The organism is Allosalinactinospora lopnorensis (assembly GCF_000981225.1).
Lineage (GTDB): Bacteria > Actinomycetota > Actinomycetes > Streptosporangiales > Streptosporangiaceae > Allosalinactinospora > Allosalinactinospora lopnorensis.
Genome location: NZ_LAJC01000030.1, coordinates 27,312 through 54,040, shown reverse-complemented (window position 1 = coordinate 54,040; position 26,729 = coordinate 27,312). Strand labels below are relative to the sequence as shown.

The following is a 26,729-nucleotide window of genomic DNA, read 5'->3' as shown; positions in this document are numbered from 1 at the left end:
ATTGCGGCGTGTACGGTGCTTCGAGGATCCGGCTCAGTACGCAGGGCCGGGTGTGGGCGTACACCATCCAGCGGTTCCCCCCGAAGTCTCCACCGTACGTGCCCCCGCCCGAGGGATTTCGTCCGTTCGCGGTCGGCTACGTGGAACTGCCGGAGGGCATCAAGGTCGAGGCCGTCCTCGACTGCGAGGAGTTCACGGATCTGGATGCCGGGTCGCCGGTGTCACTGGTCGCCACCGAGCCGGTGCCGCGGTTCGCCACCGTCTCCCACCAGGGGGAGGCGGTCTGATGCCGAACGTCGCGATCGTCGGGGTCGGGCTCTCCAGGTTCGGCCGCCAGCCGGACAAGTCCGGGCGGCGGCTCGCCGTCGAGGCGGTCCAGCAAGCCCTGCACGACGCCGGGGTCGCCTGGCCGGATGTCCAGATCGCCTTTGGCGGCAGCGACTCCTCCGGACTCGCCGACACGCTCGTCTCCGACCTGGGACTCACGGGCATCCCGTTCATGAACGTCAAGAACGGATGTGCCACCGGCGGTAGCGCCCTGCTGTCGGCGATGAGCGCGATCCGCTCCGGCGCCGCCGACCTCGCGCTGGCCGTCGGCTTCGACAAACACCCGCGCGGCGCGTTCGACCCGCTGCCGGAGGAGTGGGGGCTCCCGGCGGGCTACGGTGAGGCGGGCCTGATGGTCACCACCCAGTTCTTCGGGATCAAGATCGCCCGCTACACGCGCGAACACGGCATCACACCGACAACGCTGGCGAAGGTGGCCGAGAAGGCCTACCGCAACGGTTCCGTCAACCCGAATGCCTGGCGCCGGCAGCCGCTGAGCGCCGAGGCCATCGCCGCTGCCGACATGGTGAACGACCCGCTCACAAGGTACATGTTCTGCTCGCCCGGTGAGGGCGGCGCCGCGGTGCTCCTGGCGAGCCCTTCCGCGGCCCGGCAACTGGACGACGCACCGGTGTGGCTGCGAGCCGCCGCCACCCGCACCAGACGGTTCGGATCGTTCGAGGTGTTCAGTCCGGCGATCCAGGGCACCGGTACGCCGTCGAGCGTGAGTAGCGACGCCGCCACCGCGGTGTTCGAGGCCGCCGGCGTTGCGCCCTGCGACATCGACGTCGCACAGCTACAGGACACTGAGAGTGGTGCCGAGGTCATGCACCTGGCCGAGTGCGGCTTCTGCGAGCACGGCGAGCAGGAGAAGCTCATCGCCGAGGGTGAGACCGAGATCGGCGGGCGGCTCCCCGTCAACACCGACGGCGGTTGCATCGCCAACGGCGAGCCGATCGGCGCATCAGGCCTGCGTCAGGTGCACGAGGTCGTCACCCAACTGCGCGGCCGCGCTGGCGACCGTCAGGTATCGGGGCGGCCACGGCTCGGCTTCACCCACGTCTACGGCGCGCCCGGGATCAGTGCGTGCACCGTGCTGGAGAGGTGAGTGGCGGACATGTCCAAGACGACCCTGCCTGACATGGACACCTTCGTGGCCGAGGCCCGCGCTTGGCTGGCCTCCGTCGCCACACCGCGGGCCACCCGTGCCTGGGGCGTGGGGTCTGACTCGGTGGCTGTGTTCGAGAACTGGACCGCCGAGCAGGAACATGCGGAGACAGACCGGATCCGCGCCTACGAGCAGGCGAAGTTCGACGCCGGCTGGGGGGCGCTCGACTGGCCGGAGGAGCACGGCGGCCAGGATCTGCCGGTGTCGTACGTACTGGCGTTCCGGCGTGAGGAGGCGGCCTTCGATGTTCCGCGGCGCACCGAGATGTTCTCGGTGACCCAGCAGCTGGTAGCGCCGGCGGTGGCACAGTGGGGAACCGCCGAGCAGCGGGATCGGTACGTGCGCGCGATGCTGCGCGCGGACCTGATCGCCTGCCAGCTGTTCTCCGAGACCGAGGCGGGCTCCGACCTGGCGGCGGTGAGGACCAGGGCGGTGCAGCGTGACGACCGGTGGGTCCTCACCGGCCACAAGGTCTGGACCTCGGGTGCCCGGGTGGCGGATATCGGCGTCGCCGTGTGCCGCACCGACCCGGGCGCCCCGAAGCACGCCGGGCTGACAGTGTTCCTGGTACCGATGGACAGCTCCGGCATCACCGTGCGTCCGGTCCGACAGATGACCGGCGGCGCGTCGTTCAACGAGGTGTACCTGGACGAGGTCGAGCTGCCGGACGATTACCGCCTCGGCCCGGTGGGCAAGGGCTGGAATGTCGCGCTCACCGTGCTGTCGGCGGAGCGCTTGGACTCCGGCAACCTGGGGCTGCCCAACGCCGACCGTGCCGTCGAGCTCGCCCGGCACTTGGGGCGTCCGCTCGACGCCCTGGAGCGGGACCGGGTCGCCGATCTCGTCACCCGCAGCTACGTCCAACGCCTGGCCGGGATGCGGGTGGCAGCCGCGCTGGGGGCCGGCAAGGAGCCGGGCCCGGAGGCGTCGGTCGGCAAGCTCCTGGCCACCGACACCATGGCCCGCACCTCCGAGGTGGCCCGCATGCTGCTGGGGCCCGAGCTGACCGTCGACTCCGGGCGGTGGGGCACCTGGGCCTGGACCGAGCACGTGCTGGGGGCGCCCGGCTACCGGATCGCCGGCGGTACCGACGAGATCCAGCACAACATCCTGGCCGAACGTGTCCTCGGCCTGCCCAAGGAGCCGCAGGCGTGAAAGCCCAGGAGTACCTCCGCGATCTCGAGCCGCGTGTGACCGAGGTCCTGCGCGATAACGGCCTCGACCACGTCGGTCCGCTGCAGGTCCTGCCCGGGGGCCACTCCGGGCTGACCTACGCCACCGCCACCGAGAGCGGGCGGCTGGTGGTCAAGGCGGTCCCGCCGGGGCAGAAGCCAATCGGCCGACACGACATGGTGCGTCAGGCCCGGATCATGCAGGCACTGGGTCCTACGCCGGTTCCGGTGCCCGACATCGTGGTCGTCGACGACCGGCACCCGGCGTGGTTCGCAATGGAGTTCGTGGAGGGGGAGTCGCTCGAGCCGGTCCTGGACGACCCGGCCGTGGAACCTGCGGTGGCCACCGCCCGGATGCGGCGCGCTGCCGAGGTCCTCACGCTGCTACACGCGGTGCCGCTGCAGGACCTGCCCGTCGACGGGGTGCCGCTCAGCCCGACGAACGAGCTCGCGCGGTGGGCTCGCACGATGGCCACCGTACCACCGGAGCTGGTGCAGGGTGCCGAGAAGCTCCAGGACGCGCTCGAACGGACCACCCCGGCGGCGGTACACCCCACACTCGTGCACGGCGACTACCGGCTGGGCAACCTGATCGCTCGGACGACCGAGCCAGTGGCGCTCATCGACTGGGAGATCTGGAGCATCGGCGATCCCCGGGTCGAGCTCGGCTGGTTCCTGGTGTTCGCCGACGGTGCGAACTTCCCCGGCGCCGGCCGCGACGTACCCGATCTGCCTCCGAGAACGAGCTGGTGCAGCGGTACGTCGGTCACGGCTGGCATCTGCCCGGTCTCGACTGGTTCAAGGCCCTGGGACGGTTCAAGATGGCCGCCATCATGGGGCACAACCTGCGGCGGCACCGCGAGGGGCGTCATCACGACCCGGAGCAGGAGCGCCTGCCCGACACGATCCAGCACTTGATCGACACCGGCCGGGAGCTGGTGGCCTGAGCGCGTCGTAGGAGACACCGATGGAATTCGCCCACTCACCACGTGCCGAGGAGCTGCTGAAGCGGCTCCAGGCGTTCATGGACGAGCACGTCTACCCCGCCGAGCAGCTGTACGACGCGCAGATCGAGGCCAACGACGATCCGCACGAGCAGCCGCAGGTCATGCGTGGTCTGCAGGCAGCGGCCCGCGAACTCGGCCTCTGGAACCTGTTCATGACACACGGGGACTGGGGCGCCGGCCTCACCAACCTGGAGTACGCACCACTGGCAGAGGTACTCGGCCGCTCCGTCATCGCCAACGAGGCGGTGAACTGCTCGGCCCCCGACACGGGGAACATGGAGATCCTCGCGATGTACGGGTCCCCGGAGCAACAGCAGCGATGGCTGCGCCCCCTGCTGGACTGCGAGATCCGGTCGGCGTTCGCGATGACCGAGCCGGGGGTGGCCAGCTCGGACGCCCGCAACATCGCCTCGACCATCCGTCGTGACGGCGACGAGTATGTGCTCAACGGCCGCAAGTGGTACGTCTCGGGCGTCCTCGACCCGGACTGTCGGCTGATCATCTTCATGGGCAAGTCCGACCCGGACGCACCGACCTACCGACAGCAGAGCATGGTGCTGGTCCCGGCCGACGCATCCGGGATCACGGTGCTGCGGGACCTCCCGATGTTCGGTTACCGCGACCGGCTGGGGCACGGCGAGGTCGACTTCAGCGACGTACGCGTGCCGGTGGAGAACATGCTCGGCCAAGAGGGTGACGGCTTCCGCATCGCCCAGGGTCGCCTCGGGCCCGGCCGCATGCACTACGCGATGCGCGCCATCGGGTTCGCCGAGCGAGCGCTGGACCTGATGTGCGAGCGCGCACTGGGCAGACAGGCGTTCGGGGGACCGCTGGCCGACCGCGGTGTCGTGCGCGAGTGGATCGCCCGCAGCCGGATGGAGATCGACCAGATCCGGCTGCTGGTGCTGAAGGCCGCATGGCTGATGGACACGCGCGGCAACGCCGCCGCGCGCTCGGAGGTGGCCACGATCAAGGTAGCGGCGATGGAGACCGCGCACCGGGTGGTCGACCGCGCGGTGCAGACGTTCGGCGCGGCCGGGGTCAGCGACGACACCGTGCTCGCCCGGCTGTTCGCCATTACCCGCGCCCTGCAGATCGCCGACGGCCCGAACGAGGTGCACCTGCGCACCATCGCCAGGCTGGAGTTGCAGCGGCATACCGAGAGGGGCCGGGCATGAACGACGCAAAGGAGTTGGCGGGCAAGGTCGCCCTCGTCACCGGAGCGACCCGCGGGCTCGGCTACGCGATCGCCCACGGCCTCGCGGCCGAAGGGGCGACGGTCGTGGTCTCCAGCCGCAAGCAGGACTCCTGTGACGCCGCCGCCCGGAGGATCGCTGAGGAGACCGGCGGCTTCGTCGACGCGCTCGCCCTGCACGTGGGGAAGTGGGACGCGCTCGAGCCCGCTGTCGACGAGGTGTACGCACGCCACGGTCGTCTCGACGTGCTTGTCAACAACGCGGGCATCGCGCCGGTCGCGCCCTCGCTGTTCGAGGTGTCGGAGGCACTGTTCGACAAGACGATCGCGGTCGACCTCAAGGGCCCGTTCCGGCTGACCGCGGTGGCCGGGGCCCGCATGGCCGCCGCCGACGGCGGCTCGGTGATCAACATCTCGAGCATCGGAGCCCACCGGCCCAGCCCCCCCGAAGCCGTGTACGCGGCGGCGAAGAACGGTCTCAACGCCCTGACCATGGCCTTCGCCCAGGAGTACGGCCCGCACGTACGCGTCAACTGCGTGATGCCCGGCGCCTTCGCCACCGACATGGCCGAGACCTGGGACGAGTCCTTCGTGGGCAAGGCCGTCGACCGGCTCCCGGTCGGCCGTCTCGGACGGCCGGACGAGATCGTCGGCATGGTCGTGCACCTGGCCTCCGACCGCTCCGGCTACACCACCGGAGCGGTGATCCCCGTCGACGGCGGCCGGACGGCCGTGTACTGACCGGGGATGGGAGCCGAACATGGGAGAAGCGCGAGAGCGCCAGGCGGAAGGGCCGGATCGCATGACCAGCCACACTGCGGGAGCGGCCGACGGCGCCGCCGGGCTCTTCGACGTGCATGGCAGGGTCGCGGTCGTCACCGGGGCGTCCTCCGGGCTGGGAGAGGGCTTTACCCGGACGCTGGCCGAGGCAGGCGCGACCGTATTCGCCACCGCCCGACGACTCGACCGGCTGGAGGCGCTCGCGAAGGAACACGACGCGGTCGTTCCCGTGGCGTGCGACGTCACGGTCCACGACGACCGGTGCGCACTGGTGGAGCGCGCGGTCAGACACGGCGACCGCATCGACATCCTCGTCAACAACGCCGGCGTGTCGGGACCACCACAAGCTGAGGACGAGACGCCCGAGGACTTCCACGGTGTCCTGGACGTCAACCTGGCGGCGGGCTTCCACCTGGCCACCGCCGTGGCGAGTTCGGCCCCGGAACAGACGGACCTCAGCATCATCAACGTCTCGTCGGTGGTCGGCATGGTCACCACGGCCCCGATCGGCGGCGCGAGCTACGCGGCGTCCAAGGCGGGGATCCTCGGCCTCACCCGCGAGCTGGCCGGCCAGTGGGGACGCCGGGGAATACGCGTCAACGCGATCGTTCCCGGTTGGTTCGACACCGAGATGACCGACGGTCTGTTCGACAACGAGCGCTCGGCGACCTGGGTACGACGGAACACGTTGCTGAATCGGGGCGGGCGACCGGGCGAGGTGGACGGGGCCTTGCTCTTCCTGGCGTCGGCTGCGTCCTCGTACGTCACCGGCCAGGCGATCGTGGTCGACGGCGGGTGGACCGCCCGATAGCAGTCCAGGTTTCGTCGGTCCAGTAAAGGAGTCACCAGGTGAAGGAACTGTCGGCCGAGCTCACCAAGCGGGCGAGGACGGGCCCGGACGAGGTCGTGGTCGTCGATGCGACAGGAGCACACACCGCGGCCGAGGTCGTGGCCGAGGCGACCGGGCTCGCCCAGCAGCTTGAGACCACGCTGGGCGGATCACCGACCGTGCTGGTGCAGGCGGACAACTCCTGGCGGACACTGGCCTCTGCTGTTGCGGTGGGACTGCGTGGGGGACTGATGGCGGTCACCAGCAGGCACGCCCATGCCTCAGAGATCGCCCTCGCGCTGGATGACCTGCGTCCGGACGCCGTGGTGGCCTCCGACGAGACGCTCGCATCCTGGCAGCTGCCGGCGTCCGCCTTCCCGACCGAGCTGTCGGCCCTGGCCGGCTGGCGGCTGCGTGCCGGCCAGGGCCCGGTCAGCGACGTCGGCCGGTGGGTCGGCGGATCCGTGGTCGCCATGACCTCCGGTTCCACCGGGCGTCCCAAATGCGTCATCCAGTCCGAGGACGCGCTTTGGTACGCCGGGCGGTGCACCATCGAGACAGTCCGGCTGCGGCCCGGCGACCCGGTCGCGGCGTTGGTGCCCTGGTCCTCCGTGGCGGCCTTCTGCTTCGGCATGTACCTGCCCGCGCGGCTGGGGTCCCCCGCGGTCTGCCTGGACAAGTGGAACCCCGCACAGGCGCTGAGCCTGATGAGAGAGCATGACGTGCGGTGGACGATGCTCGTACCTACTATGGCCCTGCAGTTGTCGGTGCAGCCGGGTGCCGAGGGCTCCCTGAGGTCCCTGACCGCGATGACGGTCGGCGGTGGGCCGATGGATGCCAGTGCGTTGCGCCGCGCCGAGACACTGCTGGACGCAAGATTCTTCGCGTGTTCGGCATGTCGGAGTGCCTGGGCCACACCACGCCGCTGCCCACCGACCCGCCCGAGGTGCGGCTGGGCCGAGACGGACGGCCGTTCCCCGGCACGACGGTGCGCGCGGTGGACGCCGAGGGACGTCCGCTGGCGGTAGGTGAGGTGGGAGAGGCGCAGGTCCGCGGTCCTTCGCTCTTCGTGGGGTATGCCCGGGAGGGGAGTCCGCGCCGCCCCGCGCTGACCTCGGACGGGTTCCTCCCGACCGGCGACCTGGTGGAGGTGGGGGAGGACGGCACCGTCCGCCTCATGGGACGGCAGAAGCAGGTCATCATCCGAGGCGGCCGCAACGTCGACGTCAATGAGGTGGAGGCCGCCGTCGGTCGGATGCCCGGCGTCGCCCAGGTGTGCGTGGTGCCGGTGGCCGACGAGATGCTGGGTGAACGTGTCGCGGCCCTCGTGGTCCCCGAGGGAGACGTGCTCTCGTTGGAAGACGTGACCGGTTGGCTTCAGGAGAGTGGCTTCCCGAAGTCCAAGTGGCCGGAGTACGTCTTCGCGGTGGCGGACCTGCCACAGAACCGCGTGGGCAAGTTGTCGCGCCCCGATGCGACACAGCTCGCCAACGACCTTCGCACCCGGATCAAGCCGAGTTCAGGTCAACTTGGTTAGGATGGTGACAGACCTCAGTCCGACCTGCGACAGATGGGATCAAGGATGTCGACAGCGACAGCGACGGGCCGGGAGAGCTCGCGATCGAAGCGCAAGGTGATCCTGGACGCGGCGATCGACCACTTCGGTGAGGTGGGGTTCGAGCACACCAAGTGGGCCACCGTCGCCGACGAGGTCGGCATCGGGCAGACCGCTCTGTACCATTACTTCGAATCCAAGTCACACTGCCTGCTCACCATCATGCGCATGCAGCTCGACCAGAGCCTGACCCGGTTCCGCGAGGTGACGTCCGGTGTCTCCGACGCACCAAGGCCTTCGAGGCCGGCGTTGCCGCGGCGTACGAGGCCACGCCGCGGGAGGCGCTGCAGCGGCGAATCCTGCACAACCACATGGACCTGCTCGCCACACCCCGACAGTCCCAGCGAGAGGAAGCGGAGCGGCAGCAATGTCGCGACCTCGTCAAGGACATCGAGGCAGAATGGACCGCGCTGATCCACCGCGGCATCGACCAAGACGCCTTCGTGCGTCGTGACGCGCAGGTCACGGCACGGCTCGTGCTCGGGCTGGTGGTCAGTGTGTGGCGCTGGTACCGCGCCGAGGGTTCCATGAGCCTGGACGAGATCACGGAGGTGGTCACCGACGCCTGTCTGCGCATCGTCTGTGACGGCTCCACGCCCGCCCGCACGACTGCCAGAAAGACCCGGAAGCGCTGAGGCCGGCCTACGGAGAGGACCCCTGTGTACAACCTGATCGTCCTGGCGTCACGTCCGAGCGACTGGACGCACCAGCAGTTCATCAACTGGTGGCGTGGTGAGCACGCCGAGATGACGTACCCGCTGCCCGGGTTGCGTCGGTGGCTGCACACGGAGGTGCTGGACACGGTGGACGAGCGCTCGGCGGGCTGGGACGGCATCTCCATCCTGAGCTTCGACTCCCGCGAGGATCTGGATGCCGCGCTTGTCAGCGAGGAGTGGAAAAGGGCCGTTGAGCACGTCGGCAGCATGCGGGGGCGCCGGATCATCGTGATGGGCGAGGAGCAGACCATGCTCGCCGAGCAGTCCACCTTCTGACCTTCGGGCGTCACCGGGCGCGTGGGACGCAGTCGTCTCAGGACCGCGGGGAGAGGTCGGCGTGATGCCCCGCGGCCTCCAGCAGGGCGGGAACACCGTGTTCGAGTGTGGGGGCGAAGCTCCTGTCGTGTGGGCGCTCACCATTGAGCCAGCGCGTGTATATGGCTTCGCAGAAGATGGCGGCCTTCCGCAGCGCGAGCGTCTGATACCAGGGCAGTGCGCTGAGGTCGCGCCCGGTGCGTTCGGCGTAGTGCTCGGCAAGCTGGCGACCGGTCAGATAGCCGGGCCGCCGGGTCGCCGTACTGAGGTGCAGCGGAGACGTCGGGCCGCCCGCCTCGGCGTAGGTGGCGGTGAGATAGCCCAGGTCGGCGAGCGGGTCACCGAGAGTGGCCATCTCCCAGTCCAGGACCGCCAGGACACACGCGGGCGCGTTCGGACGGAACATCAGGTTCCCCAGACGGTAGTCACCGTGCACCACTGCCGCGCTGTGGCTGACAGGCAGGTTTGCGCCGAGCCAGTCGGCGAGCCTCGCGACCTGGGGAACGGTGCGCGTGGTGTTGACGTCCCACAGGGCGGAGAACCGGTCGACCTGGCGCCGTAGGTAGCCCTCCGGCCGGCCGAACGACTGCAGTTCCGCGTCCCCGGCGGGGTCGACGCCGTGGAGCAGCACCAGGGCCTCCACCAGCGCGATGCTAGTGGCGCGGCGCTGTTCGCAGGTGTCGAGGGCGACAGGGACGGTGTCGGTGATCACGACCCCGTCGAGCGACTCCATCAGGTAGAACGGGACGCCGAGAACCGAGTCGTCTGAGCACACCGCGACGATCTCGGGAACCGGCACGCCATGAGGGCGCAGCAGCTGCTGGATACGCGCCTCACGCACCATGTCGTGGGTCGACCTCGGCAGCGGGGGACGGGGGCCGCGCCGTAACACCAGGCTGTCGGACCCACGGCGGATCCGGTAGGTGAGGTTGGACTGCCCCTCACCGATCCGTTCCCAGGCCAGTGGTCCACGCCCGATGCCGTGGGTGTCGAGGAATTCGGCGAGCGGCTCGAGTACCAGCAGCGGCGGGGCGTCCAGGCGTTCGGCGTCTTTGCTGGTGGCGACCACCTCGACGCCATCCGGCACCGTGTGCATCAGTGACCGCTCCCGCTCCGAACCACGCTTCGCCCTGGTGACGCTCCCCGGCCTTCACCGCGGCTCGTCGATCGGAGGAGGCCCGGCGCGCGATAGCCCAGCGGTGGGTCTCGTTGGGGCCGTCGTAGATCCGAAACGGCCGGACCTCGTTGAGGAACTGCGCCAGTGGAAGCCCGTCGGAGACACCGTCGCCCCCGCAGATCTGGACTGCACGGTCGATCACCCGGAAGATCGCCTCGGAGCAGTGCACCTTCGCGACCGAGGACATCGCCGACCCGGCCTTGGGGTTGACGGCGAGCAGGCCCGCGGTCTTGGCGACGATCGCGTCGCACGTCTCGATGTCGATCACCGAGTCTGCGGTCAGGTTCTGCGCCGGCCCGAGGTCGGTGAGCGGCGTGCCGAAGAGTGTCCGGGTCTCTGCCCGGTCCAACGCGATGTCCATGGACCGCCGGGCCAGCCCCAGCCAGCGCATGCAATGTGTGAGGCGCGCGGGGCCCAGCCGTACCTGTGCATAGGAGAACCCGCGGCCGACCTAGCCGAGCACCGCCTCGTCACCGATCTCGCAGTCCTGGAAGCGGACGTGCGGATGGCCGCCGTCGATATAGCGGTCCACGGTGTGGATCGGCTCCCCGATCGTGACCCCGGGGTTGGTCATGTCGACCAGGAACATGGTCGCCCCGGCGGGTGCGTCGTCGAGAACGTCGGTGCGGGCCATGACGATGCAGAAGGCAGCGCCGATCGCGCCGCTGGTGAACCGCTTGTGGCCGTTGATCCTCCAGCCGCCTGGTCGGCGCGACGCTGTGGTCTGCAGAGCGGCGGGGTCCGACCCGGCGCCCGGGTGCGGTTCAGTCATGCCGAAGCAGGAGCGGACGTGCCCACGGGCCAGCGGTTCCAGGTAGCGGCGCTTCTGCTCGTCGGTCGCCACCAGTTCGAGCATGTGCATGTTGCCCTCGTCCGGCGCCATGCAGTTGAGCACGCTGGGACCGATGGGGGAGTACCCCGCCTCCTGGAGGATCGGTGACCAGTGCTCGATCGACAGGCCCTGTCCGCCGTACTCTTGCGGCGCGTGGGGTGCGAACACACCGGCCTCCCGGGCGGCCTGCTGCAGCCGCACGCGCGTGGCCTGTGGCAGGCGCTCTCCCGGCACCGGCTCCTCCTCGATGACGACCTCGCGGACGAACCGGCGGGTGCGCCGGCGGAGGTCGTCCACATCGGGAGGCAGGGGCGGCTGGCTCATGGCGACGCGGTTTCCTTCCTTCCTCAGGACACGAGTACGACGACGCTCTCGGCCACGCAGGCGGGTTTGTCGCCGCTCTCGACCTCGATGGTGGTGCGCACCACGGCCTGCGCGCCCTGTGGCGTGGGGGTCACCTCCGCGATCTCCGCGCCGGCGCGCACCCGCGAGCCGGCCGGCACAGGCGCGGGGAAGCGCACCTTGTTGGTGCCGTAGTTGATGCCCATGGACAGCCCGTCGACGCGGTAGATCTGCGCGTTGAGCATCGGCACCAGCGACAGCGTCAGGTACCCGTGCGCGATGGTTCCGCCGAAGGGCCCCACCTTGGCCCGTTCGGGGTCGACATGGATCCACTGGTGGTCGCCGGTCGCGTCGGCGAACTGGTTCACCCGCTCCTGAGTGATCGTGTGCCAGTCGCTGTAGCCCAAGTGCTCGCCGACGGCCTGCTTGAGCTCGTCGATTCCGTTGAAGACGCGCATGCCTGCTCCTGTCGGTTGGAGGGGTGGGGTATGGCCGGTGGGCTCAGTCGACGGGCCCGCCGGCGACGTAGACCACCTGGCCGCAGACGAAGCCTGCGCCCTCGCTGGCCAGGAACGACGCAGTGTGGGCGATGTCGTCGGGGTAGCCGACCCGGCCCATCGGCGTCTGCGTGGCCGCCGCGGCCTTGAAGTCCTCGAACGACGCACCCACCCGGGCGGCGGTGGCCTCGGTCATCTCGGTGACGATGAAGCCGGGCGCGATCGCGTTCACGGTGACGCCGAACTTGCCCAACTCGATCGACAGCGTCTTGGTGAACCCCTGCAGGCCGGCCTTGGCCGCGGAGTAGTTGGCCTGCCCACGGTTGCCCACCGCGGACCTGCTGGACATGTTGATGATCCGGCCCCACTTGGCCTCGACCATGTACTTCTGCACCGCCCGGCTCGTCAGGAAGGACCCGCGCAGGTGCACGTTCATCACCGCGTCCCAGTCCTGCGCGGTCATCTTGAACAGCAGGTTGTCGCGGGTGATGCCGGCGTTGTTGACCAGCACGGTCGGCTCGCCCAGCTCCTCGGCCACCCGGCTTACCGCGGCCTCGACGGCCGTCTCGTCGGCCACGTCGACGCCGACGCCGACGGCATGGGAACCGGTGGCCTCGATATCGGCGACCACCTGCTTGCAGGACCCCTCGTCGAGGTCCAGGACCGCGACAGCGAGGCCGTCGACGGCCAGTCGCTTGGCCACGGTAGCGCCAATGCCCCGCGCGGCGCCCGTGACGATCGCCGTGCGTCGATGCGCGTTGGTCATCCGTTCTCCTAAACGTGTCGGCATCATTCGACATTGCGTTGACTACGGGGAGCCGCAGGCCACGGCAACACCTGTGCTAAACTAAATTCAGTTCATCTTCGCCGTGCCGGTCCTCTCTGTCAAATGGGGATCGACGGTGGGCGGTGGTTGAGGGCGACATCTGGGCGCCCGCAGCGTGGACGCGTCAGAGACTGAGGGCGGTGGGTAGTGGCCGGAGATCGGAAGACTGTGACGAAGCCGCGGGGTGTCGGATTCGACGTCGACGGCGCCGTGGGACGGATCGTGCTGGAACGCTCGGAGGCTTCGAACTCGCTCGATCTGCCGGCGGCCGAGGCGTTCGGGCGAGCCGTGACCGCAGCCGAGGACACTGCGGTGCGCGTGGTGACGCTGACCGGCGAGGGGAGTCGGTTCTGCGCAGGTGGCGATGTCTCGTCATTCGCTGAGGCCTCCGACCGTCCCTCATACGTGCTCGAGCTTGCGTCCGTGCTGGAGCACCATCTGCAGCGGCTCTCAAACCTGGCCAAGCCGGTGGTCGCCGGCGTGCACGGTGCGGTGGCCGGTGCTGGCCTGGCGTTCCTGCTGAACTCTGACCTGACTGTCGCCGGCCGGTCGACGAAGTTCTTGATGGCGTATGCCGGCGTCGGGCTGAGCCCCGACTGTGGTGTTTCCTACCTGTTGCCCCGGGCGGTGGGGCAGCAGCGCGCACTCGAATTAGCCCTCACCGGCCGTGTGCTCACGGCCGGTGAGTCCCGAGAGTGGGGACTGGTGACCGAGGTCGTCGACGACGACCAGGTGGCCGTCCAGACGATGAGGATCGCCGAGCAGTTGGCGGCCGGTCCCGTCCTTGCCCTAGGGGAGGCCAAACGCCTGGTCCGCCGATCCTGGTCCGTCTCTCGCGCCGCCAGCGGAAGGGACGAGGCCGAGACCATCGCCCGTATGGTCGACACCGACGCAGCGCAGGCGCTGATCGAGCGGTTCCTCTCGCGCTGACTGGGTGCCGCTCGCCGTTGCTCATCTTTTCGCCGCTCAGTCCTTGATCCGACAGGTGACGGTGGCGCCGACCTCGGTGGACAGCCCGGTGACAGCGCCGGTCTTGTGTGCCTTGACCGGTCGTTCCATCTTCATCGCCTCGATCACGATGATCGGGTCGCCCTCGACCACCGTGGACCCCTCCTCGGCGGTCGCCTTCACCACCGTGCCCCGCATCGGCGAGGTGAGGGTGTCGCCCCGCGGACCGCGCCGCCGCCGTGGCTCTCCCCAGTCCACGGCCGGATCGGGCTGTCGAACTCGGCTCGATCCAGCGGGTGTAGACGCCGAACTCGCCGTCGAGCGCGGTGAACGCCGGGCCGTCGACGACCGTGCGGTGGAACGGGATCACGGTGGGAATGCCCTCGACCACGACCGGCTGCTCCGCCAGATCCGCGACCGCCTCGCCAGCACACTGAGCGCCCGGAACCGTCTCACACGGGGAACTCGATCTCCGGTGTGCGGCAGATTAGCAGTCTCCGGCACTTCTGTGTCTCCGGCGCGATGAGTGCGCTTGCGTTGAAGGAGGCCTCGAAGTCGCCGTCACGCGTGACCCGACCCAGCGCCATCTCGACATCGCCGCTATGAGCGGACCGGACGACGTGGTGCACACGGGTGCCCTTCTCGCGCTGGGCCAGGTACGACACCAGCCCCGCCCTGTCACCGGTGAACTCTGCGGCCCTTCCGCTGCCCGTGGAGAACTGCACCGACAGATGGAAGTCGTCACTGATCAGGTCGAGCACGCGGTCGGGGTGGTCCGAGTCCATGACCGCGAACCACGTGTCGAGGAAGGGAGTCGCTGAGGATGTCATAAACTGAATTTAGTTCATTAAGCGAAGTCCTGTCGAGTGCGCCCTCCGATGCCGGCTCGGTGCGCCGGGCACCCCGTTGACGGTTGCGCGCGGTTCAGTGATGATGAAATGAATTCAGTTCTAACCTTGGGTGTGCGTGGCTGTGTGCGCGCTTCCCGGTCCTTGCAAGGGGTGAAGCATGAGCGCGGTGCGGTCGAGACTGGTGGACAAGGCGGTGCTGGTCACCGGCAGCACCGGTGGCCTTGGGGCGGCGATCGCCCGAAGGCTGGCCGAAGAGGGCGCGCGGCTGGTGGTGACGGACGTGGACGAGTCCGCGTGCCGTGACCTGGTCGCCGAGCTGCCCGGGGGCACTGAGAGGCACCTGTGCTATGCCCTCGACGTATCCAGCGAGGATGCCTGGCGCACCGTCGTGGCGCTTGCCGAGCGCGAGTTCTCAGGCCTTAGTGGGCTGGTCAACAACGCTGCCCTCGGGAGCATCGCGACCGTCGATCAGGAGGACCTCGACCGCTGGGAGCGCGTCATCGCCGTGGGGCAGACCGGCGTCTGGCTCGGCATGAAGCACGTCGGCCCCGCCATCGAGCGCACCGGTGGAGGCTCCATCGTCAACATGTGCTCGATTCTGGGCACGGTGGGCGGCCTGGGGAACAGTGTGGCCTACCACGCCGCCAAGGGGGCGGTGCGCACCATGAGCAAGAACGCCGCACTGCACTGGGCCCGGTCCGAGGTGCGTGTCAACTCACTCCATCCGGGGTTCATCGGTACGAGTCAGCTCCTAGAGAGGTACGCAGGCACCGAGCGTCACGAGGCCATGCTTACCCACACCCCCATGGGGCGACTCGGCACGGCTGAGGAGATCGCTGCCGTGGTGGCCTTCCTGGCCAGCGACGACTCCTCATTCATGACGGGTTCCGAGATCTATGCCGACGGGGGCTGGACCGCGGCTTAGGCGCCCAGCACACGGCAGCCCGCCTCCCGGCCCTCGGAGACGGCATGGGCGACCTTGCGGGCGCTCACGCAGTCGCCGATCATCTGGACGCGGGCCCCTTCGGGAACAGGCGGGATTTTCCGAGGTACGCGGGGGCCGGCGACGACCACCAGGTCAGCGCCCAGGGTGGTCTCGACGCCGGTGAGTGAGCGGGCGGTCAACTCGCGTCCGTTGCGCCCGATCGGGAGCAGGAAGCCGTGGATGGCGACACCCGTGCCGTGCAGCCGGTGCAGCAACTGGGTTCGGCTCTCAGCCGGGATGCCCGCGGCGAAGGCGCCACTGGGCGCCAGGACCGTGATGCCGCGCACGCCCGCGGCGATCCCGAGCTCCACCGCGCTCACGGCGGGCCACCACCCGAAGCCGTCGTCGACCACTACCAGCTCGTCGACGCCGGCCATGCCTTCCGCGCCCTTTTCCAATGCCGCCGAGCAGGTGACGGCGTCCACCTCGTTCCCGTACTCGGACAGCGTCTCCTCGGCGCCCACCGCGACGATCACGTCGTCGAACTCCTCCAGCTCCTGTGCGGATGGAACCCTCCCAAGTCGCGCCGAGACGCCGAGGTCGTCCAGGCGACCGGTGTAGTAGCCGATCAGGCGACGCCAGCCCATGCGGTGCGGCGCGTCGCCAGCGGTCGCGATCTGTCCGCCGAGACGGTCGGTTTCCTCGTACAGCACGACGGGCCTGCCCTCTTCGGCCAGCACGAGCGCGGCCTCCAGCCCGGCCGGCCCACCTCCCACGACCGACACGCTGCCCTGGCCGCGGGGCCGTGCCGTCTGCAACAGCAGCGGAGCCGCGGGACGACGTCGGTGCGGGGGAGGGGCCAGATGCGGGTTCACTGAGCACAGGAGACACGGGGTGAACAGCCGACAATCCTCGTTGCAGTTGGTGCACGGCCGTACCTCTCGTGCGCGGCCGGCGAGGAACTTCTTGGGAGCTTCAGGGTCGGCGATCACCGTCCGACACATCCCCACCAGGTCGGCGCCCTGGCTCAACGCGGTGTTGATGTCCTCGTCGGTGCGGAAGGACTGCGAGACCAGCAGCGGCAGTGCTGTCGCGTCGGCGAGCTGCTCGACCACCGGCAGCAACGGTGGTGAACTCGTGGCCATGTCCGCCACGTACCGCCCGCGATCCCCGACCGCCATGTTCAGGTAGTCGATGTCGGCACCGGCAGGGAGTTGCTCCATCACCCGGCAGACGTCCTCGAACGACAGCAGCGACTCGATCGCGGACAGCCGCACTCCGACGATCGCGTTCGGGGTGGTCTCGCGGATGCTCTGGACGATATCGCTGATGAGTTTGATGCCGCCGAGGGGGCCAGGGCCGTATCGGTCGTGGCGCTCGTTGGCGTCCCGAGAAAGGAACTGTTCGAGCAGGTAGCCGTGAGCGGCATGCAGCTCCACGCCCTCGAAGCCGGCCTCCACGCAGCTCGCGGCACAACGTTGGAAGTCGTCGATCAGACGAGGGATCTCCTTGCCGGTGAGGACCCGGGGCGGGGAAGGCGAGCGGGACGTCCTCACGGCCGAGGGCGCCGCCGGGGCGTACCACGACTCCGCCCCCAGCGTCTCGCGGCCAAGGTGGATCAATTGCGAGATCGGGACCGCACCGCCTGCCCGGATGGCCTGCGCTCGTTTCGCGAGTCCGTACTTGGCCTCGCCGCGGTAGGCGACCACGAGATTTCCGGTCCGGACGGTCGACTCCGCCGAGACGATGGTGGCGCCGCTGACCACCATCGCTACGCCACCGCCGGCCACCCGCGTCCAGTAGTCCGCATCGCCGTCCTGGGCCAGGCCGTCGGAGATCAGCCCGGAAGCGTGCGCGGTGGCGACCATCCGGTTGCGCAGCCGTCGGCCCCTCACCGTGAACGGCGTCGCGAGATCCGGCACTTGGGTATGGGCCTGGGACACCTGCACCTCCCTAGCCAAGTTCAGTTCAAGGGAGGCTAGCAGCCGTAATGGCCGCGGGCCAGGTTGTGATCCGTGCGTTCTTGCCTCGCCTTGACATGCACGCGCCTGCTGGATGTACTCGCAAAGAACTGAAATGAGTTTGGTTTGATATCGCAGGCGAATGGGCCGTTCAGCCGCCCGGGCCACACGTGATGAAGGGCGATCGACAACCGTCCCTCACCACCGGGGTTCTCTGCCTGGCGGTGCTCGTTTTCGCCAGCGCGCAGACCTCGGTGGCTCCGGCCATCCCGCAGATGGCGCGTGACCTCGGCTCCACCACGCAGACGGCCGCGTGGTCGTTCACGGCGTACATGGTCTCCGCCGCCGTGCTGACGCCTGTGGTCGGTCGCCTGGGGGACATGTTCGGCAAGCGCCGCCTGCTGGCGATCGTGCTGGGCCTGTTCGCCCTGGGTGCGCTGGTCGCCGCAACCGTTGCGCGGATGGACGTCGTCATCCTTGGGCGGGTCGTCCAAGCGCCGGTGGGGGGATCATCCCGCTGTCCTTCGGACTCATCAGAGACCACGTCCCCGCGGCACGCCGGGCCACAGCGATCGGTCTGGTCTCGTCGTTTGCCGGCCTCGTCCTCGGCGGTGTCCTCGTCGACCTCTTCTCGTTCGAGGCGATCTTCTGGAGCGTCGCAGTCACGGCCGCACTCGCCGCCGCCGCGGTGCGCCTGCTCCTCGCGGAGTCCACGTCGGGCGGCCACAGACGGGTCGACTGGTGGGGAATCTCCTGGCTCAGCGCCGGCCTGTTCGCGGTCATGCTGGCGGTGGGTCAGCTGAACACGTGGGGAGTCGCCGATCCGCGCACCACCTTGCTGGCACTGACAGGGTTAGGTCTGCTCATCGTCTTCGGGGTGGTGGAGAGGCGCGTGCCACAACCGCTTCTTGACATCGGTTTGCTCGTGCACCCTTCGGTGCTGCTGGGAAACGTCGCCGCGTTTTTGGTCGGTTTCGCCGCTTTCAGCGTGTTCGTGCTCGTGCCGCAGTATGCGCAGACTCCGCGCTCCGTAGGGTTCGGTTTCACCAGCGACGCGACCCAGGTCGGGCTGCTGATGATGCCCGGATGCATCGTCATGGTCCTCGCCGGTCCGCTCTCGGCTCGACTGGGCGGCAGGGCAGGCGACAAGATCCCCATGGCCATGGGCAGCACGCTGATCGCAGTCGGGATGCTGTTCCTGGCTCATGACCGCGCAACCCTGATGGCGCTCTTCGCTCCGACGGCTCTCGTGCTCTTCGGGTTGGGCCTTTCCTTCGCCTCGACCGCGAACCTCATCGTCGACCACGCGCCCGCAGGCGCGACCGGAGAAGCGACTGGTGTTAACGCGGTGGTCCGTGCCATGGGCAACGCGCTGGGGGTACAGACCACCGCCGCGGTCGTCAGCGCAGGGGCAGGGGATGCTCCCTACGCGACTGCCTTCCTGCTTTGCGCGTTCGCAGCGGTTGCGGCCACTGTCACGGCCGCGTTGGTGCCCAAGGGACCGTTGCCGCCTCGCTGATCCGCACACTGTTCGCCCGTTCGCGTCTGCGCTAGAAGCCGGCCAGGGACTCGTCTGTGTCGGCCACGGCCACGCACACCCGGACTATACAACTGAATTCATTTCTATTAACGTCGGACACCCGACCATAGAGAGGAGACGCCGTGCCCGATGACGTCGATGTTCTGGTGATCGGTGGCGGCATGGCCGGGCTCACCGCCGCAGTGCGCAGCATCAAGACCGGGGCGCGGGTGCTGCTCGTGGAATCGGCAACGTCCGTCGGCGGCTCCGCGCAGTATGCGGGGTACGTCTGGACGGCCCCTGACCGCGAGACGATGGCCCGGGTCAACCCGCTGGGGGACAAGCGCCTGCGCAACAGGCTCGTCGACGGGCTCGACGACGGGGTCGAGTGGATCCGCTCACTGGGTGTGGAGTGCAAGGACGCAGTGCTCATGCTCGGCTTCGGGCGCGGCCACCAGTTCGACGCGCCGCACTACATCGACGAATGTCGACGCATCATCCGCGCGGAGGGTGAGCTGCTCACGCACACCAGCACCAGCGCACTGGTCATGGACGAAGGTGCCGTGGTGGGCGCCGGCCTGGTGCTGGCGGACGGGAGCCGGCGCACTGTGCGGGCCTCTGCCACCATCCTGGCCACCGGCGGGTTCCAGGCAGATCATGACCTGGTCGACCGGCACATCCATCCGCTCGCGAGCACGGTTGAGCTCCGGTCCAACCCCATGAGCCGCGGCGATGGTCTGCGGCTCGCGCAGCGGGCCGGAGCCGGGACCGGCAAGGACGGCGCAGGCTTCTACGGCCACCTCGTGCCGGCGGGGGTCAGGCTCGGCGACGACGACTTCGTCAGCCTCGCCCTGTACTACAGCGAGCACGCGCTGCTGTTCAACCTCGCTGGCGAACGCTTCGCGGACGAGACGCTGGGAGACCATCTGACCACGATGGCGTTGCTCGAGCAGCCGGAGGCACGAGGGCTGCTGGTCGCCGACGCGCGCGTGCACCGTGACTGGATGAGCGCACAGTACGTCGAAGGGGCCCCGAGCACCGACAAGTTCGCCCTGGCGCAGAAGCGGACGGATCGTCTCGGAGTGGCCGACTCCGTCGAGGACCTCGGGCTGCTGCCACCGGAGTGGGGGTACGACGGCGAGAAGCTCGCGCGGAGTGTACGGACGTACAACGACCAGGCGGCGCGCGGGCAGCCGATGGTGCCGGGTCGGGCGAACGACGACTCCCCGCTCGCGGAGGCGCCCTACTACGTGGTCGAGGTTCGTCCGGCCATCACGTTCCCCTTCCACGGCGTCCTTATTGACGAGGAGGCCCGGGTGCTCGACCGGATGAGTCGTCCGATCCCGGGGCTCTTCGCTGCCGGCGCCGATACGGGCGGGCTGTACTACCGGAGTTATGCCGGTGGCATCGCGCCCGCGCTCGTCTTCGGTCTGACTGCCGCCGACCGCGCCGCCGCCGACCGGGCGGCCACTCACTAGCCACAGACCACAGGACACGGGCAGCGCTCGTGCCGTACGGACAGGAGTCACAGAGGTGAGCAGCAACTCGTCGGCCTTCAGCGGAAATGTCGCCCTGGTCACTGGGGCGGGGAGTGGGATAGGCCGCGCCGCGGCCCGCCAGCTCGCCGAGCGCGGAGCCGCCCACGTGGTCTTTGCGGACATCGACGCGCAGGCTGCGGCCTGCGCCGCTAAGGGGTACGAGCGGGCCAGCGCGGTCGGGCTCGACGTCTCGGACTCCACGAACGTCGACGACCTCGTGAACTCGGTCGTCGACGACCACGGCAACCTGGACGTCGTGGTCCATGCCGCCGGGATCGACGACCCCGGCGCCAAGCATCTGCTGGCCGACGCCGTCCAGACCGGCCAACCGTTCGAGCTCATCGGCCGGCTGTCGGACGAGTCGTGGAGACGGATGCTGGCCGTGAACCTTGACGGCGCGTTCTTCCTCCTGCGCGCCGCGGTACGACACATGTGTGCCCAGAAGTCGGGGAGTGTGGTCCTCGTCGGCTCCTCGGCGACGTTCGACGCCCCCGTGTCCCACCCGCACTACTCGGCTGCGAAGGCCGGCGTGCACGCGTTGGGTCAGTCGGTCGCCAAGGAGGTCATCGCGCACGACGTGCGGGTCAACATCCTCGCTCCGGGACCCACCGACACGGGAATGGCCCAGCGCACGCCGGAGATCCTGAAGCAGGCCGCGCCTGGCTCGGCCGTCTCCCGGTACGCCACGGCCGACGAGATGGCCGAACTGGCGCTCTTCCTGGCGTCGCAGGATGCCGTGAACGTGGTCGGCGGGGTGTTGCTCGCCAACGGTGGCCGGTTCACGGCGTGAGGAACGGGCTCCCGACAGGTTACCGACCTCCACCCTTGTGCGCTGCGCCACAACATCGCTATGGTCATAACACTGAACTGAGTTCACTTTGTCCAATCGGCTGGTGGACACCCCGTCAGACGATGACGTGCTGAATGCGCTTCGGGAAGGACAGCTCGATGAAATCGAACCGAGTGAGACTCGCCCTGGCAGTCGCGGTGACTGCGGTCATCGCCGCCGGTTGCGGCACTACGCAGGCGGAAGACGGCGCCGCGGTGTCGGGTAGCTGGAAAGACGTCGTGGCCGCGGCCAAGGAGGAGGGGAGCGTCACGGTCTACTCGAGTCAGCACCCGAGGAACCTCGAGCCACTGAAGAAGGCGTTCCAGACCGAGTACCCCGAGATCACCGTGGAGTTCGTGCGCGGCGTGGACGCCGACCTAGGGCCGAAGGTCGAGGCGGAGAAGCAGACCGGCCGGAGCACGGCCGACGTGTACGTGACCGCGGCGCAGCAGTGGATCACCGATGTTGCCGAGCCGGGCGACTTCGCGGTCGACGTCCAGGGCCCGCACTTCGACACCCCCGACTACAACCAGGCTCAGACCGTCGACAACGGAAAGTACTTCCTCGTGAGCGCCGCGGTCCTGGGGCTCGGCTGGAACACCGAGCTCCTCCCGGAGGGGCTTGAGGGATACGACGACCTGCTGAACCCCGAGCTTGAGGGAAAGATCGGCATCACCAAGCCCACATCCGGGGCGTACGTCGACTTCTACAACTTCGTGACGGAACAGGCCGGAGACGACTTCCTCCCCCAGCTCGCCGAGCTCGACCCGCGCGTCTATCCGAGCACGCTTCCCATCACCCAGGCGCTCACCTCTGGCGAGCTGGCCGCCACCCTGGTGGTGCAACCGCTAGTCCCTGAGCAAGAGGACGGAGCCCCGGTCGACTGGACACTTCCTGACCCGGTGTGGGGCGCTCCGTGGAAGGCCATGGTCCTGTCCGCGGCTCCACATCCGAACGCGGCACAGCTCATGGCCGACTTCATGGTCAGCCACGAGGGCCAGGTGGCTCAAGGAAAGGACTACGCCTCGGTGCTCCCCGTGGAGGGTGCCGTGGCGGACGCACAGGAGATCCCAGACCTGGAGGCCAGGCTGCAGACCACGGATGCCGTGGCGGCCTACCAAAAGGAGTGGGAGGCGATGTTCGAGTAGCCGCCCGCTGCTTCGATCCGACGTCTGGGTGGCGCGCCCGTCCCGGGGTGCCACCCAGACGGCGTCCTTGGAAAGTCGAAAGCAGCGCTTGCCAGCCCCGACCGCTCGGGCTACTGTGAACTGAACTAAGTTCACTTCATGGATCCCCATGACAGCCGGGACGACATAGCCACAGATGCAACCGCCACAGATAGGTGGTCGAATGCGACGCCGACCATGCGTTGTGCAGTCGCGATCAGCCGATTGAAGGGATCACAGGTGACAACGCAGGTTCAGGTTTCAGCGCTGACCAAGAGGTTCGGCCGGAACACCGTGGTCGACGATCTCCACCTCCAGATCGAGCAGGGGGAGTTCCTGGTGCTCTTGGGGCCTAGCGGCTGTGGCAAGACGACGACGCTGCGCTGCCTGGGCGGGCTTGAGACGCCGAGTTCGGGGACGATTTCGTTCCGCGACCGGCCGGTGTTCGACGCGGACCGCAAGGTCGACATCGCCCCCAACCATCGCAACATCGGCATGGTGTTCCAGTCCTACGCGCTGTGGCCGCACATGACGGTCCGCCAGAACATCCGCTACCCGCTCAAGGTCCGGCGCATGAAGAAGGCGATGGCCGAAGGGGCGGTGGAGAGCATGGCCGACATGGTGCACTGCGGCGAGCTGTTGGACCGACTCCCCTCCCAGCTCAGTGGCGGCCAGCAGCAGCGTGTTGCTCTCGCACGCGGCCTGGTGCATCGGCCGGAGCTGGTGCTGTTCGACGAGCCGCTCAGCAACCTGGACGCCCGCCTGCGCGATCTGGTCAGGACCGAGATCCATCAGCTCCATCAGCGTCTGGGCTTTACCGCGGTGTTCGTCACGCACGACCAGTCCGAAGCGCTGGCGCTGGGAGACCGGCTGGCGATCATGAACCAGGGCAGGATCGAGCAGATGGGCACCCCCTGGGAGGTCTTCCAGGCCCCGGTCTCGGAGTACGTCGCGGCGTTCATCGGCATGGCGAACCGGCTGCCGCTCGTTCGTAGCCACGTTGGATGGCAGACGACCACGGGCGAGCCGGTCGATATCGGATCGGCGCGGATCGGCGGAGACCAGGCAGTCGCCCGGTTGCGGCCCGACGACATCGCCGTCCACCGCGACTCCACCACGGTCCCGGCCGGCCATGTCCGGCTGCCGGCGACCCTGGTAACGGCCGAGTACGGGGGGCGACATTACGACGTCACCGTCGAATACGCGGGACACACCCTGTACCTGAAGTCCAGTATCGGCGCAGACGGCACGTGGGTGGGTGACCTGGCGCCCGGGACGAACGTCACCGTCAGCTTCGCTCCGAGCAATGCCCGCTACTACAGCGACGGCTCAACAGCCGTCACCACGTCCGCCGACGCCGTCACCGTCGGCGTCGGCGTCGGCGTGGGGGAGTGATCCACGTGGCCACCCTGTTCACGGCACCGACCTTCACTCAGCGGACCTGGATGTCGCGCATCGGCTACACGGCGTTCCTGCTGGCCGTCGGCTACCTGATCGTCCTTCCGCTGGTCCGGTTGCAGTCGATGGCCTTCGCGGGAAACGCACAGGGGTACCGCTCCGCCCTCGACCTGACCGACGCCGGCGAGGTCCTCTGGATGACGGCGGCGCTGGCGCTCGGCTCCCTGGTCATCGCCCTGGTGTTCGGGACCGTGCTCGCCTTCGCCGCCAGCCGCCTACCTCCGGGCTACGGCCTGCTCCGGGCCATCCCGGTACTGCCGATCGTCATGCCTGCGGTCGCGAACGTGGTGGGTTGGGCCTTCCTGCTCTCACCCGGCCCCGGCTACCTGAACGCCCTCCTGCGCGGCCTGCCGTGGTGGAACCACCTCGAGAGCGGACCCGTCGACATCTACAGCGCGCCGTGGATCGTCATCATCACCGGGTTCGGCTTGACGTCGTTCGTGTACCTGTTCGTGAGCGCGGGCATCCAGAACATCAGCGCGGAGCACCTGGAGGCGGCACAGATCAGTGGCTCATCGACGCTTGGAGTGTTCTTCCGCGTAGTCCTGCCGCTGCTTCGACCCGCACTTGTGTACGGGGGCGGGGTGGCCCTCCTCCTCGGGCTCGGGCAGTTCACCGCGCCGCTTCTGCTCGGTCTCAACTCCGGGGTCGACGTGATCACCACGGAGATGTACCGCCGCGTCACCGAGTCCCCCATCGACTACGCCGCGGCGGCTGCGATGGGTTCGCCGCTGGTGCTCTTCGGCATCGCGGTCGTGGTGGTGCAGAAGATGTTGCTCGGCGACCAGGGGCGGTTCGTGACGCACGGCGGCAAGGCCTTCGTCGCCTCCCGGACCCGGTCCCCGTGGGCGGCCGTGACCATCCTCGTCTACGGGTTCTTCGCGCTCCTTCTGCCGCTCATCGGGCTGCTCATCGTCGCGCTGTCGCCCTACTGGTCCGCGTCGATCCTCTGGGGGCAGCTGGGCATGGACAACTTCAGTGCTTTGTTCGACTCGTCTCACCTCGTTCAAGCCATCCTGACCAGCTTGGTGGCCTCGTCGGTTGCCGTGGCGATCTGTCTTCCGCTGGGTTTCGTCGCTGCGACGCTGCTTGTTCGTGGCAGGCGCCATCGCGTCCTGCGGGCCATCGGAGATCTTGTCACGTCTTTGCCCTTGGGCATCCCGGCGGTGATTTTCGGTGTCGGTTTCCTGCTCACCTACACCCAGCCACCCCTGGTCCTGTACGGCACGAAGCGGTCATCATCCTCGTCTATGTCGCGCTTATGGTTCCGTTCTCCACACGGATGCAGATGACTGCCATGCTCTCGCTGGGGGACTCCTACAACGAGGCTTCCCGGACGAGCGGAGCGGGCTTCCTCACGACGAACCTGCGCGTGGTCCTGCCGTTGCTGCGTCCGACCATCTTCGGTGCCGTCGCCTTGATGTTCATCCTTCTGACTCACGAGTTCGCGGCGTCCCTGCTGGTACGCGCGGCGACCACACAGGTGATGGGCACGGTGCTCTTCGACCTGTGGACGAACGGCTCCTATCCGATGGTGGCGGCCATCGCGATGGTCATGACCTGCGTCACAGCATTGGGCGTGGTGGTCGCGATGTTGCTTGGCGGACGCAATGTGCTCAACCAGCTCTGAACCGGCACGGTCCAGATGAGGGCCCTCCGTCTGCTGCATTGGGGCAAGCCGGCTCGGCTGATGGATGTGCCCGCGCCGGTGGCGCAGGACGGGGAGGTCCTCATCCGCGTGCGGGCCGCGGGGCTGTGCCACTCCGATATCCATGTCCTCGACTCTGGGCCGGCGACGTTTCCCTTTGAACCGCCGTTCACGCTCGGGCACGAGATCGCCGGTGAGGTGGTGGACGCCCCTGGTGATTCCACGCTTGTGGGCAGCATGGTCGTGGTCTATGCACCGTGGGGATGCGGTACCTGCCAGCGATGCCGGTCCGGTGCGCTGAACTACTGTGATCGCTCTGGGACGTCCGGCATCGCCGGCCTGGGTCTGGGCACGGACGGAGGACTCGCCGAGTTCGTCACCGTGGAGGCGTCCCGGATCATCGACATCGGCGACTTGGACCCGCTCGACGCGGTGCCCCTGACCGATGCCGGGCTGACGTCATGGCATGCGCTCGGACAGGCTGGCCATCGCCTTGCAGATGGCGGGGCAGCCCTCGTGATCGGCATCGGCGGGCTCGGCCACCTGGCCGTCCAACTGTTGCGCGCCGTTACCCCTGCGGTGGTCGTGACCGTCGACGCACGCGTCGAAGCGCTCGACCTCGCCCGCCAGTCCGGCGCTCACCACATAGTGGATGCGAACAGCGCGCACCTCCGCAAGGACCTGCTCGAGCTGTCGCCTGCCGGTTACGACGTCGTGCTGGACATGGTGGGAGCACAGACCACATTGGACCTGGCCCGAGAGGTTCTCCGAACTAACGCCCACCTGTCGATCGTCGGCAGCGCCGGCGGTGCGCTCCGACTGGCGAAACCGGGTGTTCTGCCGGGTCTGCAGGTATCCCTGCCGTTCTGGGGAACACGCGGAGACCTCGTCGACGTGGTGTCGATGGCGGGGCGTGGCCTGGTGCGCCCGCAGGTGGTGCGGTACGCGCTCGACAACTACGCCGAGGCGCTGGACGACCTGCGGCACGGCCGGGTCAGGGGGAGGGCGGCGTTGGTGCCCTGACCGGGCCGGCGTACGACCGACGTCGGCTGGGCGGACAAGCCAGGCCGCGCGCGGACGTCTTGACA

29 protein-coding genes and 2 pseudogenes are annotated in these 26,729 nt (G+C 68.6%); 23 read left to right on the top strand and 8 right to left on the bottom strand.

Annotated elements, in window-relative coordinates; all coding sequences use genetic code 11:
• Positions 1–8: 8 nt before the first annotated feature.
• The 12 genes and pseudogenes from VS93_RS13030 (at position 9) to VS93_RS12985 (ending at position 9,085) form a co-directional block, all read left to right on the top strand.
• The gene (locus VS93_RS13030) at positions 9–287 is read left to right on the top strand and encodes an OB-fold domain-containing protein (protein WP_236700522.1); all 279 of its coding nucleotides are present in this window, start codon (positions 9–11) and stop codon (positions 285–287) included.
• Positions 287–1,435, top strand: a complete 1,149-nt coding sequence (locus tag VS93_RS13025) for a thiolase family protein (RefSeq protein ID WP_046470200.1) — start codon at positions 287–289, stop codon at positions 1,433–1,435. Before VS93_RS13030 ends, VS93_RS13025 begins: the two co-directional genes overlap by 1 nt.
• 9 nt (positions 1,436–1,444) lie before the next feature.
• Positions 1,445–2,650 (top strand): acyl-CoA dehydrogenase family protein, encoded by a 1,206-nt coding sequence (locus tag VS93_RS13020; protein ID WP_046470215.1) that lies wholly within the window; start codon positions 1,445–1,447, stop codon positions 2,648–2,650.
• Complete coding sequence (locus VS93_RS13015) at positions 2,647–3,585, top strand: phosphotransferase family protein (protein ID WP_201776636.1); 939 nt, start codon at positions 2,647–2,649, stop codon at positions 3,583–3,585. Before VS93_RS13020 ends, VS93_RS13015 begins: the two co-directional genes overlap by 4 nt.
• 49 nt (positions 3,586–3,634) lie before the next feature.
• A complete protein-coding gene (locus VS93_RS13010; protein WP_046470199.1) occupies positions 3,635–4,852 on the top strand; it encodes an acyl-CoA dehydrogenase family protein in 1,218 nt (405 codons plus the stop codon).
• On the top strand, positions 4,849–5,610 hold the full coding sequence (locus VS93_RS13005) for an SDR family NAD(P)-dependent oxidoreductase (RefSeq protein WP_046470198.1): 762 nt from the start codon (positions 4,849–4,851) through the stop codon (positions 5,608–5,610). Before VS93_RS13010 ends, VS93_RS13005 begins: the two co-directional genes overlap by 4 nt.
• Positions 5,611–5,671: 61 nt before the next feature.
• The gene (locus VS93_RS13000) at positions 5,672–6,460 is read left to right on the top strand and encodes an SDR family NAD(P)-dependent oxidoreductase (RefSeq protein ID WP_046470197.1); all 789 of its coding nucleotides are present in this window, start codon (positions 5,672–5,674) and stop codon (positions 6,458–6,460) included.
• Positions 6,461–6,498: 38 nt separating this feature from the next.
• Positions 6,499–7,496 (top strand): annotated as a pseudogene (locus tag VS93_RS31625) (class I adenylate-forming enzyme family protein); the annotation flags it as partial.
• Between the two features lie 159 nt (positions 7,497–7,655).
• Positions 7,656–8,015, top strand: a complete 360-nt coding sequence (locus VS93_RS33405; protein WP_269082852.1) for an AMP-binding enzyme — start codon at positions 7,656–7,658, stop codon at positions 8,013–8,015.
• A 45-nt stretch (positions 8,016–8,060) separates the two neighbouring features.
• Positions 8,061–8,507 carry a TetR/AcrR family transcriptional regulator gene (locus VS93_RS12990; protein WP_201776634.1) on the top strand — a complete coding sequence of 149 codons (447 nt, stop codon included), beginning with the start codon at positions 8,061–8,063 and terminating at the stop codon, positions 8,505–8,507.
• Positions 8,405–8,728: a hypothetical protein gene (locus VS93_RS30425; RefSeq protein WP_201776633.1), complete on the top strand. Its 324-nt coding sequence runs from the start codon at positions 8,405–8,407 to the stop codon at positions 8,726–8,728. Before VS93_RS12990 ends, VS93_RS30425 begins: the two co-directional genes overlap by 103 nt.
• Before the next feature lie 24 nt (positions 8,729–8,752).
• The gene (locus VS93_RS12985; RefSeq protein WP_046470196.1) at positions 8,753–9,085 is read left to right on the top strand and encodes an EthD domain-containing protein; all 333 of its coding nucleotides are present in this window, start codon (positions 8,753–8,755) and stop codon (positions 9,083–9,085) included.
• A 37-nt stretch (positions 9,086–9,122) separates the two neighbouring features.
• Here VS93_RS12985 and VS93_RS12980 read toward each other — a convergent pair whose 3' ends face one another.
• The 5 genes and pseudogenes from VS93_RS12980 to fabG all read right to left on the bottom strand — a co-directional run bounded on the left by VS93_RS12980 (position 9,123) and on the right by fabG (position 12,738).
• A complete protein-coding gene (locus VS93_RS12980) occupies positions 9,123–10,220 on the bottom strand; it encodes a phosphotransferase family protein (protein WP_052745728.1) in 1,098 nt (365 codons plus the stop codon).
• 91 nt (positions 10,221–10,311) lie between these two features.
• Positions 10,312–10,737, bottom strand: a pseudogene (locus VS93_RS31610) (acyl-CoA dehydrogenase family protein); the annotation flags it as partial.
• A gap of 15 nt (positions 10,738–10,752) precedes the next feature.
• A complete protein-coding gene (locus tag VS93_RS30420) occupies positions 10,753–11,457 on the bottom strand; it encodes an acyl-CoA dehydrogenase family protein (protein ID WP_201776632.1) in 705 nt (234 codons plus the stop codon).
• Positions 11,458–11,480: 23 nt separating this feature from the next.
• Positions 11,481–11,933 carry a MaoC family dehydratase gene (locus tag VS93_RS12970; RefSeq protein WP_046470195.1) on the bottom strand — a complete coding sequence of 151 codons (453 nt, stop codon included), beginning with the start codon at positions 11,931–11,933 and terminating at the stop codon, positions 11,481–11,483.
• Between the two features lie 43 nt (positions 11,934–11,976).
• Positions 11,977–12,738, bottom strand: a complete 762-nt coding sequence (fabG, locus tag VS93_RS12965) for a 3-oxoacyl-ACP reductase FabG (RefSeq protein ID WP_046470194.1) — start codon at positions 12,736–12,738, stop codon at positions 11,977–11,979.
• Positions 12,739–12,966: 228 nt separating this feature from the next.
• Here fabG and VS93_RS12960 point away from each other — a divergent pair, with 228 nt between their 5' ends.
• Positions 12,967–13,728: an enoyl-CoA hydratase/isomerase family protein gene (locus tag VS93_RS12960; RefSeq protein WP_046470193.1), complete on the top strand. Its 762-nt coding sequence runs from the start codon at positions 12,967–12,969 to the stop codon at positions 13,726–13,728.
• A 36-nt stretch (positions 13,729–13,764) separates the two neighbouring features.
• On the opposite strand, the gene VS93_RS31605 is transcribed toward VS93_RS12960, so the two are convergent.
• Entirely contained in the window at positions 13,765–14,004 is a 240-nt protein-coding gene (locus tag VS93_RS31605; RefSeq protein WP_046470192.1) for a biotin/lipoyl-containing protein, read from the bottom strand.
• Between the two features lie 194 nt (positions 14,005–14,198).
• Entirely contained in the window at positions 14,199–14,576 is a 378-nt protein-coding gene (locus tag VS93_RS12950; RefSeq protein WP_046470191.1) for a hypothetical protein, read from the bottom strand.
• 178 nt (positions 14,577–14,754) lie between these two features.
• On the opposite strand from VS93_RS12950, the gene VS93_RS12945 reads away from it, so the two are divergent.
• Positions 14,755–15,522, top strand: coding sequence for an SDR family NAD(P)-dependent oxidoreductase (locus VS93_RS12945; protein ID WP_046470190.1), 768 nt, complete (start codon positions 14,755–14,757; stop codon positions 15,520–15,522).
• Here VS93_RS12945 and VS93_RS12940 read toward each other — a convergent pair.
• Positions 15,519–17,465: an oxidoreductase gene (locus tag VS93_RS12940; protein WP_201776631.1), complete on the bottom strand. Its 1,947-nt coding sequence runs from the start codon at positions 17,463–17,465 to the stop codon at positions 15,519–15,521. The two genes, VS93_RS12945 and VS93_RS12940, sit on opposite strands and share 4 nt — an antisense overlap.
• Before the next feature lie 191 nt (positions 17,466–17,656).
• On the opposite strand from VS93_RS12940, the gene VS93_RS33400 reads away from it, so the two are divergent.
• The 9 genes from VS93_RS33400 (at position 17,657) to VS93_RS12905 (ending at position 26,664) form a co-directional block, all read left to right on the top strand.
• Complete coding sequence (locus VS93_RS33400; RefSeq protein ID WP_156184814.1) at positions 17,657–18,286, top strand: MFS transporter; 630 nt, start codon at positions 17,657–17,659, stop codon at positions 18,284–18,286.
• Positions 18,172–19,002: an MFS transporter gene (locus tag VS93_RS33395; protein ID WP_052745725.1), complete on the top strand. Its 831-nt coding sequence runs from the start codon at positions 18,172–18,174 to the stop codon at positions 19,000–19,002. Before VS93_RS33400 ends, VS93_RS33395 begins: the two co-directional genes overlap by 115 nt.
• 143 nt (positions 19,003–19,145) lie before the next feature.
• Positions 19,146–20,480, top strand: coding sequence for an FAD-dependent oxidoreductase (locus VS93_RS12930; protein WP_082126852.1), 1,335 nt, complete (start codon positions 19,146–19,148; stop codon positions 20,478–20,480).
• A 55-nt stretch (positions 20,481–20,535) separates the two neighbouring features.
• On the top strand, positions 20,536–21,330 hold the full coding sequence (locus VS93_RS12925) for an SDR family NAD(P)-dependent oxidoreductase (RefSeq protein WP_046470189.1): 795 nt from the start codon (positions 20,536–20,538) through the stop codon (positions 21,328–21,330).
• Positions 21,331–21,488: 158 nt separating this feature from the next.
• Positions 21,489–22,517 (top strand): ABC transporter substrate-binding protein, encoded by a 1,029-nt coding sequence (locus VS93_RS12920; RefSeq protein WP_046470211.1) that lies wholly within the window; start codon positions 21,489–21,491, stop codon positions 22,515–22,517.
• 258 nt (positions 22,518–22,775) lie between these two features.
• Complete coding sequence (locus VS93_RS12915; RefSeq protein WP_046470188.1) at positions 22,776–23,930, top strand: ABC transporter ATP-binding protein; 1,155 nt, start codon at positions 22,776–22,778, stop codon at positions 23,928–23,930.
• Positions 23,931–23,935: 5 nt separating this feature from the next.
• Positions 23,936–25,285, top strand: a complete 1,350-nt coding sequence (locus VS93_RS12910; protein ID WP_201776630.1) for an ABC transporter permease — start codon at positions 23,936–23,938, stop codon at positions 25,283–25,285.
• Complete coding sequence (locus VS93_RS30415) at positions 25,282–25,623, top strand: ABC transporter permease subunit (RefSeq protein ID WP_236700521.1); 342 nt, start codon at positions 25,282–25,284, stop codon at positions 25,621–25,623. The genes VS93_RS12910 and VS93_RS30415 overlap by 4 nt, the downstream gene beginning before the upstream one ends.
• Before the next feature lie 15 nt (positions 25,624–25,638).
• Entirely contained in the window at positions 25,639–26,664 is a 1,026-nt protein-coding gene (locus VS93_RS12905) for an alcohol dehydrogenase catalytic domain-containing protein (RefSeq protein WP_046470187.1), read from the top strand.
• Positions 26,665–26,729 lie beyond the last annotated feature (65 nt).